16 protein-coding genes, 2 tRNA genes and 2 pseudogenes are annotated in these 25,438 nt (G+C 35.5%); 6 read left to right on the forward strand and 14 right to left on the reverse strand.

All coding sequences use genetic code 11. The annotated features are described in order from the left end of the window. The first annotated feature begins 1 nt into the window (after nt 1). Both B3P17_RS14660 and B3P17_RS14665 read left to right on the forward strand, forming a co-directional pair. A complete protein-coding gene (locus B3P17_RS14660) occupies nt 2-550 on the forward strand; it encodes a hypothetical protein (RefSeq protein ID WP_252637475.1) in 549 nt (182 codons plus the stop codon). Beyond that, nucleotides 519-1,082: a PepSY-associated TM helix domain-containing protein gene (locus tag B3P17_RS14665; RefSeq protein WP_252637474.1), complete on the forward strand. Its 564-nt coding sequence runs from the start codon at nt 519-521 to the stop codon at nt 1,080-1,082. The genes B3P17_RS14660 and B3P17_RS14665 overlap by 32 nt, the downstream gene beginning before the upstream one ends. A 220-nt stretch (nt 1,083-1,302) precedes the next feature. On the opposite strand, the gene B3P17_RS14670 is transcribed toward B3P17_RS14665, so the two are convergent. The 5 genes from B3P17_RS14670 to B3P17_RS14690 all read right to left on the reverse strand — a co-directional run bounded on the left by B3P17_RS14670 (nt 1,303) and on the right by B3P17_RS14690 (nt 6,477). Next, on the reverse strand, nt 1,303-4,209 hold the full coding sequence (locus B3P17_RS14670; protein ID WP_291106053.1) for a hypothetical protein: 2,907 nt from the start codon (nt 4,207-4,209) through the stop codon (nt 1,303-1,305). Continuing rightward, the gene (locus B3P17_RS14675; RefSeq protein WP_252637470.1) at nt 4,206-4,748 is read right to left on the reverse strand and encodes a hypothetical protein; all 543 of its coding nucleotides are present in this window, start codon (nt 4,746-4,748) and stop codon (nt 4,206-4,208) included. The genes B3P17_RS14670 and B3P17_RS14675 overlap by 4 nt, the downstream gene beginning before the upstream one ends. A 33-nt stretch (nt 4,749-4,781) precedes the next feature. After that, nucleotides 4,782-5,465: a hypothetical protein gene (locus tag B3P17_RS14680; protein ID WP_252637468.1), complete on the reverse strand. Its 684-nt coding sequence runs from the start codon at nt 5,463-5,465 to the stop codon at nt 4,782-4,784. An 863-nt stretch (nt 5,466-6,328) separates the two neighbouring features. Further along, a tRNA-Arg gene (locus B3P17_RS14685) sits at nt 6,329-6,391 on the reverse strand. A gap of 12 nt (nt 6,392-6,403) precedes the next feature. After that, nucleotides 6,404-6,477 (reverse strand) — tRNA-Gly (locus B3P17_RS14690). Between the two features lie 268 nt (nt 6,478-6,745). Here B3P17_RS14690 and B3P17_RS14695 point away from each other — a divergent pair. The 4 genes and pseudogenes from B3P17_RS14695 (at nt 6,746) to B3P17_RS14710 (ending at nt 10,840) form a co-directional block, all read left to right on the forward strand. Further along, a complete protein-coding gene (locus tag B3P17_RS14695) occupies nt 6,746-7,126 on the forward strand; it encodes a VOC family protein (protein WP_252637466.1) in 381 nt (126 codons plus the stop codon). Between the two features lie 107 nt (nt 7,127-7,233). Next, nucleotides 7,234-8,577: a hemolysin family protein gene (locus B3P17_RS14700; RefSeq protein ID WP_252637464.1), complete on the forward strand. Its 1,344-nt coding sequence runs from the start codon at nt 7,234-7,236 to the stop codon at nt 8,575-8,577. 13 nt (nt 8,578-8,590) lie between these two features. Further along, complete coding sequence (gene tgt / locus B3P17_RS14705) at nt 8,591-9,721, forward strand: tRNA guanosine(34) transglycosylase Tgt (RefSeq protein ID WP_291106056.1); 1,131 nt, start codon at nt 8,591-8,593, stop codon at nt 9,719-9,721. Between the two features lie 13 nt (nt 9,722-9,734). Next, nucleotides 9,735-10,840 (forward strand): annotated as a pseudogene (locus B3P17_RS14710) (LptF/LptG family permease). A gap of 321 nt (nt 10,841-11,161) precedes the next feature. Here the strand turns inward: B3P17_RS14710 and B3P17_RS14715 are convergent. From B3P17_RS14715 to B3P17_RS14755, 9 genes and pseudogenes are all read right to left on the reverse strand, one after another. Beyond that, a complete protein-coding gene (locus B3P17_RS14715) occupies nt 11,162-16,819 on the reverse strand; it encodes an Ig-like domain-containing protein (RefSeq protein WP_291106058.1) in 5,658 nt (1,885 codons plus the stop codon). Between the two features lie 116 nt (nt 16,820-16,935). Then, complete coding sequence (locus B3P17_RS14720; RefSeq protein WP_252637459.1) at nt 16,936-17,874, reverse strand: fimbrial protein; 939 nt, start codon at nt 17,872-17,874, stop codon at nt 16,936-16,938. A gap of 12 nt (nt 17,875-17,886) precedes the next feature. Then, on the reverse strand, nt 17,887-19,185 hold the full coding sequence (locus tag B3P17_RS14725; RefSeq protein ID WP_252637458.1) for a fimbrial protein: 1,299 nt from the start codon (nt 19,183-19,185) through the stop codon (nt 17,887-17,889). 37 nt (nt 19,186-19,222) lie between these two features. Continuing rightward, nucleotides 19,223-20,194 (reverse strand): FimB/Mfa2 family fimbrial subunit, encoded by a 972-nt coding sequence (locus B3P17_RS14730; RefSeq protein ID WP_291106062.1) that lies wholly within the window; start codon nt 20,192-20,194, stop codon nt 19,223-19,225. A 98-nt stretch (nt 20,195-20,292) separates the two neighbouring features. After that, nucleotides 20,293-20,943 carry an Mfa1 family fimbria major subunit gene (locus B3P17_RS14735; RefSeq protein ID WP_313608944.1) on the reverse strand — a complete coding sequence of 217 codons (651 nt, stop codon included), beginning with the start codon at nt 20,941-20,943 and terminating at the stop codon, nt 20,293-20,295. Continuing rightward, the gene (locus B3P17_RS14740; RefSeq protein WP_291106064.1) at nt 20,940-21,932 is read right to left on the reverse strand and encodes an Mfa1 family fimbria major subunit; all 993 of its coding nucleotides are present in this window, start codon (nt 21,930-21,932) and stop codon (nt 20,940-20,942) included. Before B3P17_RS14740 ends, B3P17_RS14735 begins: the two co-directional genes overlap by 4 nt. Before the next feature lie 65 nt (nt 21,933-21,997). Continuing rightward, nucleotides 21,998-23,461, reverse strand: coding sequence for a DUF3868 domain-containing protein (locus tag B3P17_RS14745; protein ID WP_252637455.1), 1,464 nt, complete (start codon nt 23,459-23,461; stop codon nt 21,998-22,000). 6 nt (nt 23,462-23,467) lie between these two features. Next, the gene (locus B3P17_RS14750) at nt 23,468-24,055 is read right to left on the reverse strand and encodes a DUF3575 domain-containing protein (protein WP_252637454.1); all 588 of its coding nucleotides are present in this window, start codon (nt 24,053-24,055) and stop codon (nt 23,468-23,470) included. A gap of 761 nt (nt 24,056-24,816) precedes the next feature. After that, nucleotides 24,817-25,438: pseudogene (locus tag B3P17_RS14755) on the reverse strand (hypothetical protein); the annotation flags it as partial.

The raw sequence follows: 25,438 nt of genomic DNA on the forward strand, positions 1-25,438 counted from the left end.
TATGAAAAAAATTATGTTATTAGCCTATATGGCTATTTGTTTAGTCTCTTGCACAAGCAAGAACACAGAAAACAAAGGGAGTGATGCTGATTCGACGTCTGTAGCTCAAGTATCAGATCTTTCCATGTATCCATTAGATAGCTTATTGGCTGAGGCAGACCAATTAGTAAATAAAAAAGTAATAGTTAAAGGTAGTGTAACGCACACATGTAAGCATTCGGGCAAACGTTGTTTTATTGTAGGTGATAACGAAAATGTATCTATGCGGGTCGAAGCTAAAGGAAATATAGGAGGTTTCAATCGCGAATTGGTAGGATCTGAATTAGCAATCACCGGAGTGTTAAAAGAACGTCGCTTGACAAAAGAATATATAGATCAGTACGAAAAAGATGTAAACGAAAAGAAAGTGAAGGAAGACGGTTCTGCTGAAACTTGCCAGGCCGAACTTGCTAATATTAGCGAGATGCGTGATTGGATGAAGAAAAACAATAAAGATTATTACGCCATTTACTATTTAGATGGAGAAGAATTCAGTATCGTCGAGCAGTAGAACATTGCGCCGTTTGGCAAGGGTTATTCATAGAGACTTAGGATTTCTGATGGTTGGTGTCAGTCTTGTATATGCGATTTCAGGAATTCTATTGAATCATATGAACGGAAAAGACCCGGCTTTTCATACCGAAGAGATAACTCTTCAAGCTGAAAAAGGACTCAATTCGCAAGAGTTGACATATTGGTGGAGCGATAGGAAAGATGTTCCGCCTTTGCGGAAAGTTCTATCGATAGATGACCAGCATCTTAGATTGATGCTAGACGGTGGAGTCGGCGTTTACAATTCAGAAAGAGGAATGCTGGATTACGAAAAGCATAGCAAACGACAGTTCGTTTATTGGATAAATAAGCTTCATTACAATAAAGTAAAGGGCTGGAGTGTAATGGCAGATTTCTTTGCCGTATCTCTCATTTTCTTTGCCTTGTCAGGTCTTATTATGGTAAAAGGGAAAAATGGTATTAGTGGACGGGGCAAATGGTACCTACTACTGGGGCTTATAATACCAGTCCTTTATATCGTGCTTTCTTGATTTATAAGTGAAAAGAGTATGTTTGTTTTTTGAGCATACTCTTTTTATATACAGCTAATACCTATTGATAATACCTTTATATTCTTAATATCAAATAATAGACAAAAAATCGCTGGTATTATTTAATGATATAAAAGCAGAGTAAATAGAAAAAGACTATTTACTCTGCATCTTTAAATATGTAGTTTTATTCGGGCTAAGGTCAGAAAGTCCCGTCTTTTTATCGCTCTATTTTACTGCGTATATTTGGATTTACAAGTATGTAGCAACCCTTTACATTTACTTTTATCAGATTGTAGGCTGTACCGCAAGTCGTGTCGGAGGTTATTCTGCGATAATAATATGTTCCTGATCTTATTTGTGTCGGAGGAATATAAGAAGCACTGACAGCTCCGGCTATATTAAACCAAGATATGCCATCCGTACTCGATTGCCATTGATAGGTATAGAATCCCTCTCCACCTGTCACTTCTGCCGTTAAAGTTACTTGTTCTCGTACACATACCTCTAAAGATTGATCTGCAGTACTCGGTGTGGGTAGCAAAGGTGGTGTCACTGTAACATGTATGCTATCGAGTTTCGCTATACCACAAAACTCAGGTGTAACCGATACTTTATACCAACCTGTCATATTTGTATCTACATTGCTAATAGTCGGATTCTGCATATCAGAAGTAAAACCATTAGGTCCTGTCCATGTATAATTAGTGCTCCCCAGAGTTATGCATTTAAGCTGTATTGTTCCTCCTGTACAAATCGGATTTGAACTCGCATATACTATTTTTGCGGTCTCTAGGTTTGATATCATTATCTGCTGCTTAAATGCGTTTCCACATTGGTCGTTGATACGAATTGTATAAGTTTCATCTGCTAGTCCGTAAGTAAAATGAGCAGTGCCGCTGGTTGTTATATCTGCAACACCTGATATCTTCACTGTATTATCTGCATTCCACAACTGATAGGTATAAGGAGCAACTCCATTCATCGCTTTCACCGAAATATTTCCAGTTGTTCCTCCTACACATACATATGCCGAAGTAGCCTTAGGGTCGAGATCTAATGGTGGAGCTGTATAAACAATCGTTGTATCACCAATAACACAAGCGGCAGAATTATTATCTGTTAATATACCTAGCACATAAGTTCCCGGTGCAGAGAAAGTAAAGGATCCGCCGGGTGCAATTACTGTTTTATCATATCCCGTAGGACCACTAGTTAAGCGGTAATATGTAGTTGTAGGATTACGTTTATATGTTATAGTACCCGTTGGAGTTATTTTCATCCCCGAACAAGTTTGTTGACTAGTATATCCAAGGTCTTTATAGTTATATATCCCCGGATTATTGAAGGTCGAGACGATAGGATTTCCGCAACCATGATTCACTGTGAGAGTGTAAGTTCCCGGAGGTAAGTTTGTTGCAGGCATAGTATAAGAGGCAGATGACGCTGTCATTGTTGCCGATTGTGAAACATATCCAGTCGGTCCTGTTATTGTTAAAGTCGTTCCTATTGGCCAGCCTGCATTTGCGTATATATATAAGCGTCCTTTATCTACAGTACATTTATCGTCGTATGAACTACTTGTACTCAATGCATAACTTGTAGGTAGTGTGGATGCTATATTACGTGTAGTAGTATAAGTAAATCCATCTGCATAAACTGCGGTGAATGTATATGTTTTTCCATACTCTAAAGGGCAAGAATAATTAGTTGCAGTATTAGTTAGGGTTTGGGTACATACCACCACATTATTGGGGTCGGTAATAGTCACCTCAACAGGTATACACTTATGGGTTCCGGTTGGTAGATAATAAACTAGTTGATAACTATCACAATCAAATCTATTGGTTGAAAATGAAATGTTCCGGTTTATAGCGGAAATAGAACTCGTGACTACTGTTCCATTTTGATCTGTACACGTAACTGTATACTGAGTATCATACTCTAATGTCATTATATCATTCGAATTGACGCTGTTCAACCAGTTCGGATTATTATAAACGATATCTCCCCCTGTTGTTTTTTTTACTACAATATTTAATGGATAACAAAATAATCCATCATAATCTGTCCATGGTCTTACGGTATATGTATAGTTATTGCAATTGCGATCACGCATAGAATAAGTGAAATAGGTAGGTTTTTTTATATTCGTAGTGAAGCTTTTGTAAATGTCATTACAACCTTTCAATCGTATATAAATAGCAAGACTATTTGATGAATAAAAATGAGCTATATTATAAGGAGATATATTCAATAACATTCCGCCAGAGGCAGTACTGTTCCAGTCTGACCATTGGGTTGGTATCTGTCCGGCGGGAGCTGCTCCTATTTCATACATTCTATCGTTATAATATCTTTTAAAATCAAGATTAGCCAATATTTCATTAGAAGAGGCAGTCCATTTTACATATCCACATGAACCTTGAGTATTATCCAAATCGGGGAGAAAAGCAGTCTGAGTAAGGTTACTAAAAGTAGGAAATCCAGAAATAGTACCCAATGTAAAATCTCTTACTGAGGTATAACATCCGTCATTTACTTGTACGGTGTAATTCCCTGCAGGGTAATTTTTGTTAGGAAATGTGTAAACATTACCACTCTTTGTGGGCGTCACCGTCTGCGGAGTAGCAACCCCTGCGGGTGCCGAGGTAATCGTAAACTCAAAATTTCCACTGCCATTGGTAACATTCAGCGCAATAATACCTGTACCACATCCTAGATATGATTTACGTGATACATCAGAATTAAGCGATACTTCCGGCACTTTGTAATTACCTCCTACAACCAGATTTGAGAGATTTTTAACCGTACTATACTCACTGTCTATTTTACAAAAAGCTCGAACAGTCAGCTGATATGTGCCGGGAGGTATATTTCGCAACACATGATCACTTTGAGGATTTATAGAAAAACCGCCTTCAGAACTAAGTCCGTATTGCACATTAAAAATATTTGTGGTATCTCCCCCTAATGTTACGGTTATTTCTCCATTCGACAAACAGGTAGAATTCTTTATTTGTGTACTTACAGTGAAGTTGGGACTACAAGTCTGTGCTCCAATTTGTGACGAGCTAAGTAAACTTATACACAAACAAGAGAATATATAAATAATTCTTTTTGTCATAATATATTTTTATAAGATTCGTCTTTAACAAGAACAATAGTCAATGTACCCTCTAATGGAAAGTTATAATCACTATTTCCATAAATCTCTGGAAAAGTAAATGTTGCAGTGTTTCCTTCTATAGTCAAAGAGTACAGAGGAGACAAGGAATATGGCGAAGAAAAATTATCTTCTGGTTTTGGTTCTATTTCCTTCTCAGATTCTTTAGCTGGCAATAATAACATTCCCTCATTGATTACATTATATTCCGCGAGGTTGTTCCACAAAGTACAAGCAGCTAGCTTTCCCGATTGTATATATACCGATAAGAATATGGGGTGAATGGGAAATGGCAGCTTGTTTATCCCATCTAGAGATGTGGTGTCATTAAAGGTATGCGTCAATACTTCAGCTTTAGTCTCATAGTTACGAACATTTATTGTGACACTACGAAACCAATAATTTCCATTAGTCTCTTGTTTTGCATCCTTTACTATATTGTTTTGCGCAAATGCAGAAATGGTGCATACGCAAAATATTAATGCATAAAATATTTTCATAATTTACTAATCTTTATTTTGTACAAACTATTGTCATTTAACCTTAAAAACAATGTTCATAAACGTTTTTTCGGAATAAGTAAATTGTGCGAAAAGTTTGTATTTCAAAATCCCTGTATTACTCAATGTGATATTCTGGAAAACCGTATTGTCATAATAAGGAATGAAATACTCTAAGTCATTACTTGCTAACACAGGTAAAGTTGTTGCACCCGCACCCTTGATAGACGAAGCTGAATTAGTCAGTTCGAATTGTTCTCTGTAAAGAGTATATAAATCAACAGTAAACTCTTGTGTAGCTGAATTGTAAGATGGATCTGCGGTATCTGTCGGTAGCACAATAGATGGCATATAAAAGAATTTAGGTGTAACTGCTGAAACTTCCGCAAAAAGTTTTATCCATTTAGTCCCATCATTATAATAATATCCGGGGCTTACATCGTTCGTCGTAGCGGTGTTATACACAGTCATCCCCGCGACATGATCTAGCAAAGGAGAAAACGATGTTGTTGATGAAAGTGAAACGCGTGGTAGCAGTAACCCCTTTGTAGAACTGTGGTCGGAATTCTCCTGTAAATCGAGTAATGCATTTGAATTTGGTTCATATCCCGAACCGATGGTTACCTGGCCACGTAATAAGGAAGAAGCTCCTAACATTATAACTATGAATAATGTTTTCTGTTTGCTTCTGTTTAGTTTGAAGTTTGTTGGTTTCATTTAGTAAATGTTTTAGTTTTATAATGAAATATTTAATCACTCATTTTTTGCTTATATAATTCTATCCCGTATAAAAACTTCAATACCCTATATTCTCTTCCGAATACTTTCCCAAGCGGCGGTTGAAAATAAATGGGATGACAACAAATATTAAAGACAAACAAATTAAAGACAAACAAATGGTTACCCCGTTTTATAGGGTATTGAAACTTTTGTATGGGTATATATAGTTCGTGTAAATGTCTGGAGTGGAAAAGAAACATTATGCTATAATTTATTTTTCTAAAGTTTGCTATCTCATTGATTTTTCTGATTAATCAACAAATGTAATGTATAGAGCAAAGGCAAAATTTATCGTATAGGGTATATCTCCTGTTAAGAGATATATCTAAATATGTAATATATTGATAACGTGTATTATATGTTTTTGTAGATCTATCTAAATTAAATTTATGACCATATTGCAGATTATGCCTTTTTCTTTTTTACGCCTTTTAATTACTTAAATTCAATTTATTTTCTAATTTTGTAATTAATTAAATATCTCTTAACAGGAGATATTTTTTTTGTTTATTCTTATCTTATTTATAATTAGACTGTTGATGTCTTCTGTAACAGATCTATTTAATGATGCAAAATAAATTTGGTTTGTTGTTTGTGAACATGTCTCATCTCTTTTTCTCTTGTTATTTATGTCTTCAATATATAGTATCGCTTGTGCTATGTAGATAGTTTAATAAATCAAGCGTAAAAGTTTGCAATAAAATGTTGTAATAAATCTCTGGTATATACTCACTATAGTCTTCTAAAAAAACAGCTATACATCTTGTGATATATAGCTATTTATAATTGCTGTATTGTGATCCCGAAGCGATTCGAACGCTTGACCCACAGCTTAGAAGGCTGTTGCTCTATCCAGCTGAGCTAAAAACGCAAAATGGAGCGGGTGAAGGGAATCGAACCCTCGTAACTAGCTTGGAAGGCTAGCACTCTACCATTGAGTTACACCCGCATATTGGAGCGGAAGACGAGATTCGAACTCGCGACCCCAACCTTGGCAAGGTTGTGCTCTACCAACTGAGCTNNATAGTACTTTTTATAAAAAGAAAAAGACTTTATTTCAAAAGTTTTCATTTTTTTAGTGCTTAAATAAATTAGAGGTATGTAAATCAAATCTTTATAATAATCTACATGTAAAAGATTATCAAAAGACAAGAGATAAAGTCAACCGTTTATTTTATTCATATTATATTTGTATTCTTATTAAAAGAAAAAGAATTATGGAAATAAAAGGAAGATTTGATCATTTCAATATAAATGTAACAGATTTGGATAAAAGCATCAGTTTTTATAAAAAAGCATTGGGCTTGAACGAGATAAGGCGTAAAGAGGCTTCAGACGGATCTTTTACTCTTGTATATTTGGGAGATGGTGTTAGCCCTTTTTCTTTAGAATTAACATGGCTGAGAGACCATTCTCAAGCTTATGAATTGGGAGAAAATGAAAGCCACTTGTGTATAAGAGTCGATGGTGATTATGATAAAATTAGAGAATATCATAAAGAGATGGGGTGTGTTTGTTACGAAAATCATAGTATGGGACTTTATTTTATAAACGACCCCGATGATTATTGGATTGAAGTTTTACCTATCAATAGATGATATATTTCCAACAATTTATTAATACTAATTGATATTGATTTATTCGTTTTTGTTAAACAAATATACATTTATATTATCTTTGTAGCTATTACCATTCATATAAAAATATGGACATTGTCATATCGATACTAATTACACTTTTATTTGTTTTTCTTAATGGTTTTTTTGTTGCAGCCGAATTTGCAATTGTCAAAGTAAGATCTTCTCAACTGGAACTGAAAGCTCAGGCAGGTAGTCGTACTGCAATCCTGTCAAAGCGTATAGTTTCACACCTTGATGCATATCTTGCAGCTACTCAGTTTGGTATTACTATTGCCAGCTTGGCTTTAGGGTGGATTGGTGAGCCTGTCGTATCTAAAATAATAAAAGAATTAATAGGGCTATTCGGATTGGAACTTGCTCCGAATATTCTTTCTACTATTTCTCTTATTACGGCATTTGTTATTATTACTATACTCCACATTGTTTTAGGCGAATTAGCTCCTAAATCGTTGGCAATACAGCGTTCGGAACAGACAACATTGGCTGTAGCATATCCTTTGCATGCTTTTTATTGGCTGTGTCGCCCATTTATCTGGATGTTAAATGGTATTGCCAATTTTATACTCAAGCTAGTTGGGTTACATACTGTTTCGGAGCAAGAAGTATATAGTAGTGACGAGTTGCGCTATCTTGTTGATCAAGCTAAGGAAAGCGGAAATGTAGATAGTGCCGAATTTGATATTATTCAAAATGCATTTGATTTTTCAGAACGGACAGCACGTCAGATAATGGTTCCTCGCACTCAAGTTGTAGCTATTGATGCTAACGATTATGATGAGAAAACCCTCGAATTTGTAATAGAAGAAGGTTATTCCCGTATTCCATGTTATGAAGATAATATAGATAATACGATTGGTGTTGTTCATCTAAAGGATATTTTGAAAAAAATGCGGATAAATGGAACTGTAGATATACGTTCTATTATTCGTCCTGTTTCATTTACCCCAGAGACCAAAAGGATTGGTCAATTACTGAAAGAATTTCAAGTAAAGCATCAGCAAATAGCAATGGTGCTTAACGAATATGGTGGAGTAGAGGGGGTTATTACGATGGAAGATATTCTCGAAGAATTGGTAGGTGAGATTCAAGATGAGTATGACAATGAAATTCCTTTTGTAGAACAAACCGGAGATAATACATATTCTGTAATTGCCACAGCTGCCATCTCAGATATTAATGACGAACTACCACATCCTATCGACAAGGATAAGCAATATGATACCTTGGCCGGCTATTTAATAGATAAGTTTGGTCGTATTCCTAATACTCACGACAAGCTTGAAGCCGAGGACTATCAGTTTACTGTAGTAAAGAAAAATAAGGCTTCGATAGTTTTAGTGCAACTCAAAGATCTGGCTCAAGATGAAGAATCTGAAGATACAGAACAAGCCAGAACATCTCAGATTTGAATAAAAAAATAGAATGGATTTTGAACTTCAATACACCGATGATCAGTCTAGTGCTCGCGCAGGGTTGATAACGACAGATCATGGACAAATAGAGACTCCTATATTCATGCCCGTGGGGACGCAAGGTGCTGTAAAGGCCGTCCATATGACTGAACTCGAAAATGATATACAGGCACAAATAATATTAGGAAATACATACCATCTGTATTTACGTCCGGGGTTAGACATTTTACAACAAGCAGTAGGTTTACATAAATTTAATAGTTGGAATAAGCCTATTTTGACCGATAGTGGGGGATTTCAGGTTTTTTCTTTGGCTCATAATAGAAAGCTTACTGAAGAAGGTGCTATTTTTCGCTCTCATATCGATGGCTCTAAACATGTATTTACTCCTGAATACGTAATGGATATAGAGCGTACTATCGGAGCTGATATAATGATGGCATTCGATGAATGTACACCTGGCGATGCAGATTATACTTATGCAAAAAAATCGCTAGACCTCACAGAACGATGGCTTGATAGATGCATAAAACGTTTTAATGAAACCGAATGTGAGTACGGTTATAAACAAGCATTATTTCCTATTGTACAGGGATGTGTATATCCTGATTTACGCAGACGAGCTGCAGAGAATGTAGCATCTAAAGGTGCGGACGGGAATGCTATTGGAGGGTTAGCTGTTGGAGAGCCTACAGAGAAGATGTACGAAATGATAGAGGTTGTAAATGAGATTTTACCAAAGGATAAACCTCGTTATCTGATGGGTGTAGGTACACCGGCCAATATTCTCGAAGCGATAGAACGTGGAGTAGATATGTTTGACTGTATAATGCCCACACGTAATGGACGTAACGGACAATTATTTACTCACAATGGGATTATGAATATGCGGAATCAGAAATGGGCTAAAGATTTTTCTGCAATAGAAGAAAATGGAGCTTCATTTGTTGATACTTTGTACACAAAAGCATATCTTCGTCACTTATTTATAACGAATGAAATTCTAGCATTACAGATCGCTTCTATACATAATCTGGCTTTTTATTTATGGCTTGTCAAAGAAGCCCGTCAGCATATAATAGCAGGTGATTTTTTGAGCTGGAAAAGAATGATGATTGAGAATGTTTCAAGACGTTTGTGATTAACTGAATAGAATGAAAATACTATCAATACTTGATAAGTACATAATAAAGAAATTTTTGGGAACATACATATTCTCAATTATTCTTATTATTTCTATATCCGTAGTGTTTGATATAAACGAACGACTTGATAAGTTTTTAAGTAATAATGCTCCCTTAAAAGCGATCATATTCGACTACTACATGAATTTTGTACCGTATTACACTAATCTCTTCAGTGCATTATTTGTGTTTATTGCGGTAATATTTTTTACGTCCAAACTTGCTGATAATTCTGAGGTTATAGCAATGTTATCAAATGGGATGAGTTTCAAGCGATTGATGAAACCCTATATNNCTATATGATTTCAGCGGGTATTATCGCAGTAGGATCATTCATTTTAAGTAGTTTCATAATTCCACCAGCCAACGAAACGCGTATAAAATTTCAGAACAAATATATAAAAGATAAAAGTGTCGATTATGCAAGTCGTATACAAATGCAGGTAGATAAAGGAGTTATTCTTTATATCGAACGTTTTGATAATAAAACACGACTAGGATATAATCTTTCTTTAGATAAATTTGAAGGCAAGGAACTAAAATCGAGACTGGTTGCAAGCAGAATAGAATATGATACAGCATATCACTGGGTTCTTAATAATTATTCTATACGCGAATTTCATGGTATGAAAGAGAAAATCACAACCGGGACTCGAATAGATACCACATTGAATGTTATACCGAGTGATTTTCTTGTGTCGGTAAATGATTTTGAGCAAATGTCAACACCCAAGCTGTATTCGTATATACAACGACAGAAGGAAAAGGGATTGGCAAATGTCGGGGGGGTAAGTATTACTCAATTCGAGATAGAATTCCATAAGCGATTTGCATCAGTATTTTCAGCATTTATACTCACCATAATAGGCGCATCCTTATCTGCTCGGAAAATGAAGGGCGGAATGGGGCTTAATATTGGAATCGGATTAGGGTTGAGTGTGACTTATATCATGTTTCAGACGGTAAGCTCCTCTTTTGCTGTTTCAGGTACAATGCCCCCAATGCTAGCTGTATGGATACCGAATATTGTATTTATGTTTATAGCTGCATACTTGTATTCTAAGGCACCTAATTAATATCTATTCTTTCTTCTTTGTAGACTATACAAATACTGATTTTTCCAAGTTTCTTTTGTTTAGCTTCTCTATCATTTGTAATAAATGATTGGAGCTTATTGTATATTACAAAATATTCGATGAATTACCTTGTAAGTAGACGTCAAATATTGCTAGTACTAAATCTCTAATTATTTATAATAAAAATAGAACCTACGAATCTCACGACTCACAGGTTCCCAAAAACTTTTACAAAACTACACTACTATCTTGGTTGATAGTATATTTTAAGAATGTCTCTTTCTATATTTTCCGTTTTAATTAGAATTATTGCTCTGGCTTTTATTTCATAAATATCCTGCTAGTCTTTTTTACTGTCTGTTTATTATCTGCTACTTTAACTATATAAACGCTGTTTTGAATAAAGTAACCGTCTGTGAAGCTTTCAGAGCTATACTTCTTAACGTTTTTACTAAATATTTTTTTACCGTTCAGATCATATACAATAGCCAGACAATCTACTTCAGACATATTGGTTACTACGATAACATTGTTATTTACTGTAATATTGATTAATGCTGAACCTTCATCATCGTCAGTTAGTACAGAGCTGCTGGAAACAATATCGAAGCGATTTTTATCTAAACTACTTTTTCCATTAATCGCATATTCTCCATTATTAACAATAGGATAGATGTGTCCTGTTGTTAAATCTCGAAGGTATAGTTTACGATTTTCTATATCCGGAGTAACAGATAGGTTTAATGTATAATTTTCATTTATTGAAGTTTTTACATCAAAAGCTGTACCTGCTATTTGTGGTACTGTTGCTATTTGAAACTTCTCTTTATTTGTACCTGATACGTAAACCTGAGTCAAACCATTTTCTAGTAACTTGTATCCATCCCAACCATTATCAAATCCGCTTGTAGTTGCCGGATTTTCGAACAACCATACGCGGTCGGCCGATGAATCACCTATTACATCCATAATAATATGAGGATAAGCTTCGCTATCGCTACTTTTTAATGAACGCCAAGCTGATTGATTAATCAATTCGTTCTTTCCTAATTTAGCATATTTCAAAGTTATCGAACCGGATGTTTTAGCATTCAGCATGAATGTATGCATCGATAAGATCCTATCAGGTAAAGTTGCCTGACCAGCCAAGCTGAATGGTACAGCTTGATATTGTCCTCCGCTAATACCGGTAGCAGTAGATCCATTTAGCTTACGCCATTGGTCACGAGTTCCTGTATTGAATAAGTATACAGTTTCTTCTTCCAATAGTCCGGTACCAAAAGTAATTGCATCTGTTGAGATCGGGATTGCTGCTGTATATGAGTTACCGATCAGATTCATACCAGAATAATTTACATTCGATGTTTTTGTTAATGGCACAATCGCATCACCTACATTTAGTGTACCTGTGAAATTATATATTTTGTCAGGTAAAGAAGTCGCACTATTTGTCATTTCATAACCCTTGAATGCTTTTAATTGAGTATCCGGGCTATATGGTGCAGGACGCCATTTATCTCCGCTGTAAGGCTCTACCCATTGGTTTACAGTTTCTACTCCGGTAGAAGGAAATTCAGAGCTATTAACAGGTATCCCGAAATATTGCCACTGTCTCTTATAGTATCCGCAAGTTGTACATTCGTATGCCTTGTTATAGAACTCGACAGTTGCATTTACAGCTAAGTTCGTTGCAGGATTAGTAAAAATAAGTGTGCCTGTAGCTTCATCCGGAGATGTTTTAACGATGATAGTTCCTTTATCAAAGTTACTGTCATTGACTGTTCCGTTTATTGTCAATTGATTTTGAGTCGTTACTACGAGATTCATATCCGAGTTGTTGATAAGATCGCCAATAATTCGGTCTTTGTCTAAATACAGATCATTTACAGCTGCACCCGCACCGTTTCCACTTCCTGAAGATCCGTTGTTGGCAACTGTTGCAAATTCAATGTTTTCACCCGACACAGGAACATAGTTGGCTGTCCAGTTATTTTCTTTTGCCCAATCTGTATCAACTGTTCCATACCAATAATTACGTATATTTACTACAATATAAACAGTTGCACGGTCACATGCCTGAGGTGTTCCAGTATCGCATATTTCATATATAAAACTATCCGTACCCTTAAACCCGTCATTGGCAACATAAGAAAACGTTCCGTTTGCATTCAATGTAAGTGTACCATTGGAAGTGCTGCTGACAGGAGTTGTATTTACTATTTGTTGATTCCCTTCGGGATCAAAATCATTATCCAAAACATTACCGTTTAATGTTTTTTTACCATCAATGTAGAAAACATCGTCGCGTGCAAAAGTATAATTCACTTGACCACTTTGGTCTAATATTACTGTTATAGTCACTGTAGCCTGATCACAAGTTACAGGATCACCATCATCACATACTTCATAAACGAAAGAGTCTTGACCTACAAAGTCGGTATTAGGAGTATATGTATATGTTCCGTCTTCTGCTATTGTAACCGAACCATTATTCGGAGAAGTTATCAGCGTTGTATTAACAGTCATATTATCTCCATCGGGATCAAAATCATTGGTTAGTACATTGCCCGAAACACTTCTGTTTTTTCTGGTAACGGCTTCGTCGTCATTCGCTATGATGTTATTATTTATTGTTGGGTCTGCTTTTTGAATTACTTTGATTGTTACTGTCGCTTGGTCACATGCTTGAGGAACACCATTGTCACACACTGTATATGTAAAACTATCTTCTCCTACGAAATCATTCTTTGGAGTATACAAATAACTTCCATCAGCATTTAGTATAACGGTTCCACCTTTAGTAGTAGTTATTGATCCATTATTGGTCACAGTCTGTGAGTTCCCTTCGGGATCAAAGTCATTGGTCAATACATTACCACCAACAGATGTATTCTTATACGTTATGTTAATATCATCAATTGCATAAGTTGTATTTGGAGATACTGGCTCAGGATTTACGTGAATGTATACAGTCGCTTTGTCACAAGCTACAGGAGTACCATTATCGCATACTTCGTATACGAAACTGTCTGTTCCTGTAAATCCATTATTTGGAGTATAAATAAACGTACCATCAATATTTAGAACTAAAGATCCATGAGCCGGAGCATTAACCGGAGTAGTGTTTACTATCTGGTTATCGCCTTCGGGATCAAAATCATTCAGTAATACGTTTCCATTTACTGTTTTATTTACTTCACTATAATATGCATCATCATTTGCATAGGTATGATTTGTCTTATCACTTTTTGGTAATACAGTAATTGTTACTGTTGCTCTGTCGCATGTTGCAGGGTCACCATCATCACATACTTCATATACAAAAGTATCTACACCTTTAAATCCTGATTCTGGAGTATAGATGTATGTTCCGTCTGATGATATTGTAACTGTACCATGTGAAGGAGGAGTTGTTGGGGTTGTATTTATAATTAGGTTATCTCCGTCAGGGTCAAAATCATTCGTTAAAAGATTTCCCGATACAGGCTTGTCTTGCTCGGTAACCCCTGTGTCATCATTTGCTACAACATTGTTATTAATGGATGGGTCTCGTTCTGGAATAACATTGATTGTAATTGTTGCTGTTGCACAAGCTTTAAGTGGTGCAGGAACATCATCACATACAGTATAAGTAAAAGATTCGGTTCCGATAAAATCATTAGCAGGAGTATATGTATAAGTGCCATTTGCATTTATTACAATCGTTCCGCCGTTGTCTGTTGTGAAAGAACCTGTAGAAGTAACAGTTTGAATATGTCCTTCCAAATCGAAGTCATTGGTCAATACATTTCCGCTGATTGATTTATTTTCTTGAGTTACGTTGATATCATTAACAGCATTAGTTGTATTCGTCGGATTTACCATAACTGTTGAAATGTTATTGCTTAGATCCGGATCTGACTCTATTGTCTCTGGATATCCTTCTGCTGTATTATTATATAACCCTGCTTTTAGTACCCTTGCTTTTATCGTTAATGTCCTTTCGTTTTTGCTTAAATCAAGTGCATCATATGGTATATCATATACATCCCACATTCCAATAATTGGATCATACACCGTTTGCTTTTCAGTCCATACTTCAGGATCATTACTTCCGATAGGTGAAGGCGTAACTGTTGAACCCATAGATGCTGTATGGCTTATATATTCATATCCCGGAGGTAGTGGGTCGCTTACCATTATATTCTGAGAATACATCATACCTTTGTTGGCTACTTTGATCGTGAAAGTAACCTCACTTCCTATGGCCGGCGTAGAGTTGCTGACTGTTTTGATAACTTCTATATCAGACTTATCCCAGTTGAATGTAAAATTCAACTCCATCGTTTCCATCCATGACCCTGCATAGACATTAAATGTATTTTCATTCCCAATACCATTATTTCCATTAGCCCACCAGATATTAGCAGGGCTATCAGCCCCCGTAGTATTTATAGCCGGAGATTGTACATTATTATTGGCAAAAGTGCCGGATTGATTAGCTGGAACTGTAAACCAATTGGTATTTCTATTACCGGGACCTCCTGTGTAAACCTTACTATGATCCCAATACAGTTTAACCGTGGCCTTATTCATATCTACCGGCCTGATGTTTTTCATTGTTATCCCAAGACTTTGTTCCATATCGTAGACAGGGAAATGGACCGGGAAGAAATTCGCTGATGTGAATAGCTTAATAACAGTCCCTGCCGGAACAATGTTGCCATTATCATCTTTCCCATCCCAATACACATCATAGGTTCCTGCATCATTGAAGTATCTGAAAAGGCGAACATCACCAGCAGAGTAACTTCCTGAGCCATCAATGTCTACTAGGATATCCAGAATTCCGGGAGTATCCACATATACGATAAAATATGCTTCTCCACCTGTCGCATCTGCTTTTCTTCCAAATCTTACGTCTGTACTTGCAACCGGACCTCGTGAAGTTTTCCAAATAGATTCATCCGGTTCTGCAACAAATAAAGGATACTGGTAGCGATTGGATGTTCCTTTAATAGATTTGCGGTTTTCTTCAATATTGGGGTCTCCATTCGCTAATTTCTCGTTTAGTGGTCCGGAGTCATTAGCAAAAAATACAACATAACCCGCATTAGACTTGCCAAAATTGACATATTTAATATAATAATCGTCTGTTTGTGCAGAATATGTGTTATCTACAGGGACATAGAATCCAAAATCGTCGTGGAAAGAAGTCGTATTTGTTTGACCGGCTGTACTAGGAAGGCCACTATAAATACTCCAATACCTACAGTATACACGGCCTGGACGCTTGGTCGTTCCGAAGGCGACCGTAACATCCCAATCGGTAATTTCCCAACCATTGTTACCCGGACTAGCCATTTCTACCCAAAAAGCTCTATCCTGACCGGTATTGTTTGTAAACTGACCACCCGCGTTCGTATTGGTAGCACTTGCGGTTCCCGTGGTAGGATAGCCTCCCGACGTTAAAGCAGAGGGTCCGGCAAAAGCTTGAGCCTGTGTCAGACTTGTATTAGTACTTGTTCTTCCTTGTAAATTACTATTAGCTGTGGTAACTGCCGTTTGTCCTGAACCTGAAAGTCCTGAAGGGAAAAATGTATTATATCCTGTCGATGAGTTATCATAATACCAAGTAAAATTGCTGCTGGTCGAACTCCTAAAGCTAAAGTAAACAGTTTCACCCGCTTTTACATAAACATAGAAGCGGTGATTCGTATCATAATTCGTGGTTGCACTAGGCCTCATCATGCTTCCGCGAGTATCGTAGCCTGTATTTCCTGCAGTATTTCCGGGAACATACAACGAACTTAGACGACTTACTGTTGCAGAGCCTTTCCAGTTACCAGAACCTTCAGCATGAATATATGATACAGATATTGTAAAAAACAATAATAGAAATAATAAATAAAGGTTTGATCTTTTATGATGAGTAAAAAAGTATCTTTCAACTTTCAAACTTTGATTCGGATAAACCTGAGTATGGTATTTTTTATTCATAATTCAAATAATTAACAGATTTATTGGATCGTGTCCCTGATATTTTATATTCAGCTTTTAACCAATCTATCATTAATTTACTTTTGTGGCTATATTGCAAACCTTTGTATTAATTTTTAAATTTCCACATCATATACATACCAGTGATTACGCTCAATCTTCGATGGCAGTAATAATTTGTATGTTTCATCACCAAATTCAGGAGGAGGTAATGGACCCGTAGCCTGATATGGTAATTTTATCTCTATGGCACTACTTGCATTATCTCTTTCATTTATATAAGTGGTTAATGTCAAGTTTGTAACATTTCCTTGATCTAATGTATAGGATGAAACTGAGCCCGTTGCACTCCAAGCTGTCCAGTCGTTAGAACTTGCGAGATTATCTGTTTTTGTAGATGGTTTAAATACATACGTATTTTTATCGAAATCAATGTATTTGTAACTATATTGAGCTTTGCTGTCTACTACAGGAGTACTATAATGTTGCGCAGAAAGTTTTACATTCAGTTGAACTTTTGCTAGGGCCCTAACTAATGATACATTATTAAGTTGATAGTTCGTATTGAAATCATGAGTCTTATTTCCGGACATTAACAATGGGGTTGTAATGTTCGCAGACCATGGGTTATTTACTGTTTGCCAAATAGCCTGTAGGTCTTCTATCACTGATACTCCATCAAGGTTTGTTTTAATTGTAGAGCAATTTGCTATTATGTATACATTTCTATTACCAGCTTCAGCCTGTGTAAGATTCAATGAGACTTTCTTAGTGCTACTATTCCAAGAGCCTCCGGTAAATGTTACTCCTGAAATATAATATTTAATTAAGGTCTGAGAACCTGTAGTAGGGAAAAGAAAGACATATAAGTCATTTACAGTCTGCTCTTCTTCCGTTCCATCACTTTCGGCTTTCGTTATATTTTTAATGTAATTATTTACATTTAATGACAATTCTATATTGTTGTTATTGAAGCCGGGAACAGAGGGCTCTTCACTTGAACAAGCAACAAAGAAAAGGCTCAGAAAGAATGTTACATATATTATTTTTTTCATAGTCTTTATCTCTTATTTGCTAAAAGTTTTTACCAATGCATCGTTGTAATATACCTGAAGGTACGATCCGTCTCCTACGCTAGGAATAGTGCTTAGGGTATATCCTACAGATGCCGTAGGATCAAAATTATTAAACGATTTTTCGGTCGTATCATCCGAAAATTTGAACGGTGCGACTGTCTTCAGCACAATGTCATGCGGAGCACAAGCTTCTATCGTATTGCTTATTGTTATTTTTCCGTCCTCATCAATTCCTACATTGTAGCCATATCCCATATAAGTTGCGCTCTGCTTGATCTTCCATGGATCTATACTATAAATGATCTCTATTGTTTGTAATTTTTTTATACTAAAAAAATAATGATGGTTACGGTAAATGTTATAATCTGGTTTTTCTGTTTGATTTCCTGTGGCAAAAGACAAATAATCGCTCTCAGCTATGGTACCGTCATATGTTATGATCGGAATTTCGTATAACGTACCGTTTAATGTTTCAATAACAAAGTAATTGACAGGCTTATGAGAACTTGCCGACCAGCTAGGAGCTGACATCAGAGCCTCCGGTATGTAATATATAAACGAGTTATCCACCTTTTTTAAAGGTTTATCTTCGTAATAAATCGGTGCGACTGGTGTTAACGGAGACTGTAGACTAAATTGTCGGTAAGCATTTTTATAATATATACTTTTTACGCCCAAATTAGTTGTAGAACCGTCTATTTTTACCTCTAGTCTTGCTAGTACTCGAATAAGTTTTACTCTGTCTTCGCCATTAGGACGAAAGGGTAGGGGTGAGTAAATATTTCCGCCTTGAGTAATGGTCTGATTCTTGTATATTCGAGACATTGGGAACCCTTTTGTTTCAGTAGCATTTAGATATAAGTCTGTGTCTAAATCTCTAAAGGTATTCATATATGATTCCATAGCAGACCGTGTGGTTATGCTTTTTAAGGCTGCTATGGGCATATTAGCTACAAAATAAAAATCACGTTGCCCGGGCCCCGGATTCAGTTGTACAATAAAAGACTTGTCTTTTTCTGAAATAGGAATATTTTCATCAAAGTATTCACCCACCTTTGTACCGCTAGATGAATCGAAGACCAGCATAGCCAAGTCATGAACCCGGTCTTCATACTCTACATCATCTGCATTCAAAGTCTCTAATCCTTCTGCCTGGGCTTTAGTTACCGAGAGATAAACTACCGGCTCGGATTGCGGGTTCTTTTGATCATCATAAATTAGAGAATCACAACCTGCAAATGATAATGAAAATCCTAAAAGTGATATATATATTAAGTATAATCTTGTCATAATCATATAGATTATTAAAGCAAAGAATGCTTTATAATTATAAATCTGTGCTATAGCTATGTACAAGCCAGTTGTTTACATAGATTGCGCAACTGAAATTTGTCCCGCACTCTGCACAGTAATCTTTAAGTACAAATTTTATTGTAAAATCGTTTTCACAATTCAAATTAATTCCTCCATTAATAGTATTCATCAAAATACTACCTATAAGGTCTCCGTTAAATACTTGCTGGCCTGTTTTGGGATAATTGATAGTCAAATTATTATGATATCCGGTAACAAGCTCTAACATAGAGAAATTCCATGTTACACTATTATCTGTGTAAACAGTATTTTGTTGAGGATAATATATTACAGGTGAATTATATGGCATAGAACCATCTATATTTATAGTTCCATTAGCCGATGATACAGCCACAGCTAAATCTTGAGGCTTTAACTCTGTGATTGTTGAATCAAATTCGACAATCACTTTAACACGATTGGTTAACTCGCGCAAATTGATTTTAGTATGCTTATATAGTGATCCACTTTTTTCAGGATCGGGCAAAAATACCGTTGGGCTTTCACCTTGCCAAATGCGTTCAGTATTGCCTAAACTAGCGGCTCTACTTTCTGATGACTTAATAGCTAACATTACATCTTTTTTTGTTGTAATGCCTGAAGAGAAAGAGCTTCTTGTAAAGTTTTCGTTTACTCCTGTCCATGCAATAAATGAGAAGTTTCCGTTCGAAACAGGAACAAGCACTTCAAAATCGCGGTTAAGAGTTACATTCTGCTTGCTCACTGAAGTTACAAGTTTACCCTCTTCATCAAACGCAAACACTGTGAGTGATGATGCTTCACCTATGAACGTTGAATCTACAGCACAAGGTGTCATTGAAAAAAACTTCACGTATACACCTTGGGGACAGTCTTCTAAGTCGTCATAAATAAGAGAATCACACCCCCAAAAAATTGCGCTTAAAGTTAACGCGGTCATCAATATCTTAATTCGCAAATTCTTCATTTGTTGCATTTTGTATATAATTGATGTTTTAAAAGACTGGGGGAAAAAGGAATCCTTACTTCCCCCAGATATAATTAGAATTATAAATTTTCTATAAATCAGATTCCCAGATCAATACTGTAAGAATGAAGTTGCCAAGGTAATACTGTAACATCTACACTCATCCATGTTTCAGGAGTAGTCAACGGATCTGTTGGATCTACTGGATTTTCCGGTTCCTCTACACCAGGTACGTTTGGCCTAGGATCGGGATTCAATGGTTTTTTAGGACCATTCGGATTTGATGGATCTACCGGTTCTCCTTTTGGATTATTCGGATCTTCAGGGAACAATGGATTCCAGTTCGTTCCTAAATTTTTAAATCCTGTAATATGAATATGATATACATTATTTCTTACAACCGGAGAATTATACCATGTAGGAATATTATCAGGATTAACCCATGCATAATACAATACTTTACCTTTTACGTATCTTGCTACAGTTTGTCCGGTTACACCACCTTTGCTTGGTGTTACTGCATTCGCAGCGCTCACATAAAATTTACCATTCGCTCCTACGAAGAAGTCATCACCTGCTGTATAAGTTTCTCCGTCAGCAAAAGCCGCAGCAGAAGGAGTGAATTTAGCTCTGATAAGAACATATGCAGTGTTACCCTTCTTGTAACCGGATTCATTTCCGGCTCCATAGGCGTGAGTGTTTGGCAGGATAAATTTACCGGATAAGCTAGCTTCTAATTCATCAGTTATAGCTGATGATGGATTTGTTGCATAGTCAAGTCACTCATAGTAGCAACACTAGTTCCTCCAAACTGAGTTGTTGGATCATATTCTTCGAATAAACCTGAGTAATCATATTTCGAACTGGAACCTGTAATTTCGGTACCCCAATATTGAGCATCGGTAGTTGGTACCCATCCAAAATTAGGTGTTGCGAAATCAGCTTTACGTTGGAGATAAAGAGAGCTTTCTCCTTGAGCCAATACCCATTTGATTTCAGAAATTGTACCTAAGATAGTAGAACCGTTTCCTGCAGGAACATCATAAGTTAGTCCTTCAGTGGATACCATAACACGTCCAACAGTTCTTTCTACAACTAGACTAACACGGTTTTTAGGAGATGCAGCAGCAGTAGTTTCAGCAGCAGAGACATTATTAACGACATCAATTGTTTTAGGTTCAACACAAGTCATTAAGATTTTTTCGTCTGTTGTTCCATTTTTTATAGCTAATTTTTCGGCAGAAGTACTTACAGTTGTACTTGTACCCGAATTAGCTATATACAAAGCAGCTTGAGCATATGCATTCTCGAATTCAGCAACAGGTGTTTTAGCCAAAGCATTTTCAACCTCTGTTGTTCCATTTATTAATACATAAACCTTTTTAACTCCCGCAGTTGTTTTAATGGCAGCCGATTCTTGAGGAACTAGAGTCACCTGTCCACTTATTACTTCTTTTTTATAATCCGTTCCTACATTAAAAGATTGAGCAGTTACGGAAGCACCGTCAATAAGATAAATAGCAACTTTGGTAATGTCATCTCTTCCCGCCCATTCTCCAATCAAATGATAGTCGTCTGGTAAGCTTTTTCTTGTGTTCGAAGACATACTAAGAGTGATACTAACATTTGTAGTAGCCTCTTGTTCAGTAGGTGAATTTAAATTATTATCATCGCTACAGGCTGTAAAAGCAAGCCCTAGGACTAGTACAGCTATTAAGAATAGTTTTGTTTTTTTCATTCTTTTTAAATTATTACGTCATGTTTTACTTTCTGAAATTTTACAATTAAATATTTTGCTTATATTTATTTTATATTGATTGCTTTTTGTAGTGTTTCAAGATTTTTCTTTCCATCGACGCTGCCACTATCGGCTGCTTTCGCAAAATAATCTAAAGCTTTCTCTGTATTTCCTTTTAATATATAGGCTACACCAAGGTTATTCCAAGCTTTAGGATTACGTTCTATTTTATTTAGACGGTCAATTGCAGCATCTAAATTTTTACCTTCAATATCTGCAGCGGCAGAGTTCATTATAGCGATATCACTTTCAGGATACAATCTTACTGCAATATCAAACACTTCTCTAAATTCTTTGCTGCTAGTTGGATAGCTATGGGCTACCAGATACATTTCATTCAAACTAAGTAGTTTTGGGTTCGTTTTAATAATCTGTCTGGCTTCTTCAACATTAAATGGACGAACAACATAAGCAATAGCATATTCTGTACGGCGTAATGGAGGATAATATTCGTTCAATAATGTACGGTAGGTTTCTCCATTCGATAACCTCTTTAATTTTGCATCGCGAGCATCAGGGTTCGAGGTCTTGTCTATTATATCTAAAATAGCTTGTTTATTAGATAAATTAGATGTAGAAACAGCATTTTTCAACCCAGCCCAATCTTCACCAAAGCCCTCTACAGTAAATTTATTGCGGGTGATACCAAATTTTGTAACAAGATAGTCGGCAAAAGAATTAGCCCTGTTTTCTGATAGTACTTTGTTATGCTCAAATCCGCCTTCGGGAGAAGCGTATCCTGCGATACTAAATTCGGTTATCTGTAGATCATTATTGTTTTGTATTTCGCCAATAACTTTGTCTACTTGATCGAACTCACTCTGATTGTTTCCGAAATCACGAAGTAGCTCATAACGATCGACAATATAATTAAATGTTGCAGTATGTCGGTCTTTTCGAGCTTTTACCTCTACTTCAGGCACAATAAATGAGAGTTGATAAGATGCTAGATCTCTTTTTGGTAGTATGTTTTGCGCTATTAGCTGATCGTCTGATACGGTATAACAATTTGCACAACCAGAGGTTGTTCTCAACATAGATATGGAAGCATCGTCCATCCATGCTCTGTAAGGTACAGATACATTATAATCTACGGATTGAGCTGTGTTGTTATTTCTTTTTATTATAGCATTAGGCTCAGTACTAAAAGGAAGATCTTTTCCAAATGTGCTGTTACGATTCAATATTTTATTTCGTAAGCTCCCTGTTACAACGACAGGAGGGAGGCTTAGACTATCCAGTTTGTTTTGATTAGACTTAAGTATTGGAGTTAAAATAACCATGTCATTTCTATTTACATGTATTTCATCCAGAATGACATCCATTTTAATGGCAACTTTATTATCTTGTTTAATAAAGTGCTCTCCAGATACTTTAACTTGCTCGGATTGCGCTTGTGAGTGTACAGGTATTATAAATCCTGCTAACGATACAAACAAATATATTTTTAAGATTATTGTTCTTTTCATGAATCTTTATTTTAAGAAATAAATAAAAGATAGGCCTAGCTTGGTTACTCCCCAATAATTATAATTTCCTTCATCTAACTTTGTACCGCATTCTTCGCATGGATACTCATCATAATGAATACGAGCATAACCGGCTCCGATATTGAATTCAAAATTCCAACGGTTACTGATTACCCATTGATAACCATAACTTATACCGCCTCCGTATAGATAACCTTCATACCTTTTATCTTTAAGTACATCTAAACGTCCGATAGGAATATCCCAGCCTCCCACATTGAATTGAGAAGCATGTGCATGTATTCCTAAGAAATGTCCGTTAAATGATTCACAAAACCACCAACGGTATTCGGGTTGAACAAGCCAATGCTTAAAATTCTTATTATCGGAAAAAGAGAATACATTTAATCCTCCGCCAATTTCTAGCGTACTCTTTTTACTTAAACCAACTTCTAGCCCTAAGTTAGGCGTTGTGGTTGCCCAATAAGCTAGATTTGTTTTTATAGCTATTTCCTGACTTTTTACAACAGTAGAAAAGCTAAAAAAAATCAAAAAGGCTAAACAGGCACTTCTTAATTGTTGATAAATATTCATTTTCTTGAGATATATAATGACCAGTGTTTTGTTAATAAACTTGAAAGGCATTTCCTGTAATTTTATAAAAAATAAAACCAATTAACTCTATTTCTTTACTGTTATAGCAACATTTATCCCTACAGTTTGTCTCTAAACCGTGTTTAATATAAAATTTGCGCATATTTGTAATCTTTTATTCTATTATATGTAGCCAATATTCATTTGTATTTCATAAAATTTAGAAAATCTTTATTGAAAATTAAATAATTAAAAGGCTGTTTATGTTATTTTGCTTTGTACAAATATCTATTTATATAACTTTATTATATGTGCATTTTTGTAGAATATTGCAGTTTTTAGTTTCTAATTTCCATGTATTTTTATATTATTATAGTATAATGTGATATATTGAAATAGTTAAAATGCAAAAATTGTTGTTTTATTTATTTAATTAATATGTAAATGCATTTTATGATTCTTTAATACATATATGTATTTTAATTTATTTTATAAATAGTTCAACGTGAAAACTTATTTTGCTGAAGAAAAAATGTCACAAAGTCAAATTACTTCTAATTATTTTAGAGGCTTTTCTACTATTTTTTTAGAGTTAATTGTTATATGTTAGTTGGTTAACTGGATGGAGGTTACTGAGTATTGATATGTGTAAATGAAAAACACCTTACACTATTATTTATAAATACTGTGCAAGGTGTATGCTGTCAATTTTAAATTGTATCTGATTTTCTTTTCGTGTTTTGTATATACAAAATGTAGAATTAAGGATGTATAGTATTAATAATATTTTTTTGTTCCTTAAAAAAATTATGTCTTTGAATTTCTCCGCCAAAAGTAATAAGGGTAGAGTATCTTTTTAATGATTCAATCCATTCATTATGAACATTTCTAATATTTTTATTCTGAGAATTCATACCACTGATTCCATAAATAGCGAGATGTGCCATAGAGATACCATTACCTTCAAGTAATATATACGATGATTCAATATCTACATTCGATAAATAAAGAAATAGGTCTGCTTCGTTTGCGTATTGTCCTGATACAGTATATGTATATAATTCGTTTAACAAATCGTTTAATTCATCTTTTAAAGAGATTAAATCATGTTCATCTAGTAAATTGAGATTGTAGAAATAATTGATTTCTCTAATAATAGACGAGAATATATCATGACTGATGATGACGCTCGAATGTCTTATTTTTTTTAGTTCCGAAGTTAATATTTTTTGAGTATTAAAAACCTCTTTATCAATAACAAAGTCTTTGAATGGTAGAGGTTGACTTTTCTTAATTTGATAAGCGTATTTAAAAAGCCTGAGCTTTGATAAGTTTTGATGATGTAAATAAAATAGATAAGGCAGGGCACTGCCCATAAAAGTG

It is taken from the genome of Dysgonomonas sp. UBA7630, assembly GCF_002483985.1.
Taxonomy (GTDB): Bacteria; Bacteroidota; Bacteroidia; order Bacteroidales; family Dysgonomonadaceae; genus Dysgonomonas.

What these genes read in the sequence shown, in the direction of transcription:
- B3P17_RS14715 (WP_291106058.1), bottom strand. Translation starts at nt 16,819, where the DNA reads ATGAATAAAAAATACCATACTCAGGTTTATCCGAATCAAAGTTTGAAA.
- B3P17_RS14675 (WP_252637470.1), bottom strand. Translation starts at nt 4,748, where the DNA reads ATGAAAATATTTTATGCATTAATATTTTGCGTATGCACCATTTCTGCA.
- B3P17_RS14665 (WP_252637474.1), top strand. Translation starts at nt 519, where the DNA reads ATGGAGAAGAATTCAGTATCGTCGAGCAGTAGAACATTGCGCCGTTTG.
- B3P17_RS14745 (WP_252637455.1), bottom strand. Translation starts at nt 23,461, where the DNA reads ATGAAAAGAACAATAATCTTAAAAATATATTTGTTTGTATCGTTAGCA.
- B3P17_RS14695 (WP_252637466.1), top strand. Translation starts at nt 6,746, where the DNA reads ATGGAAATAAAAGGAAGATTTGATCATTTCAATATAAATGTAACAGAT.
- B3P17_RS14670 (WP_291106053.1), bottom strand. Translation starts at nt 4,209, where the DNA reads ATGACAAAAAGAATTATTTATATATTCTCTTGTTTGTGTATAAGTTTA.
- B3P17_RS14725 (WP_252637458.1), bottom strand. Translation starts at nt 19,185, where the DNA reads ATGACAAGATTATACTTAATATATATATCACTTTTAGGATTTTCATTA.
- B3P17_RS14740 (WP_291106064.1), bottom strand. Translation starts at nt 21,932, where the DNA reads ATGAAAAAAACAAAACTATTCTTAATAGCTGTACTAGTCCTAGGGCTT.
- tgt (WP_291106056.1), top strand. Translation starts at nt 8,591, where the DNA reads ATGGATTTTGAACTTCAATACACCGATGATCAGTCTAGTGCTCGCGCA.
- B3P17_RS14680 (WP_252637468.1), bottom strand. Translation starts at nt 5,465, where the DNA reads ATGAAACCAACAAACTTCAAACTAAACAGAAGCAAACAGAAAACATTA.
- B3P17_RS14750 (WP_252637454.1), bottom strand. Translation starts at nt 24,055, where the DNA reads ATGAATATTTATCAACAATTAAGAAGTGCCTGTTTAGCCTTTTTGATT.
- B3P17_RS14720 (WP_252637459.1), bottom strand. Translation starts at nt 17,874, where the DNA reads ATGAAAAAAATAATATATGTAACATTCTTTCTGAGCCTTTTCTTTGTT.
- B3P17_RS14660 (WP_252637475.1), top strand. Translation starts at nt 2, where the DNA reads ATGAAAAAAATTATGTTATTAGCCTATATGGCTATTTGTTTAGTCTCT.
- B3P17_RS14700 (WP_252637464.1), top strand. Translation starts at nt 7,234, where the DNA reads ATGGACATTGTCATATCGATACTAATTACACTTTTATTTGTTTTTCTT.
- B3P17_RS14730 (WP_291106062.1), bottom strand. Translation starts at nt 20,194, where the DNA reads ATGAAGAATTTGCGAATTAAGATATTGATGACCGCGTTAACTTTAAGC.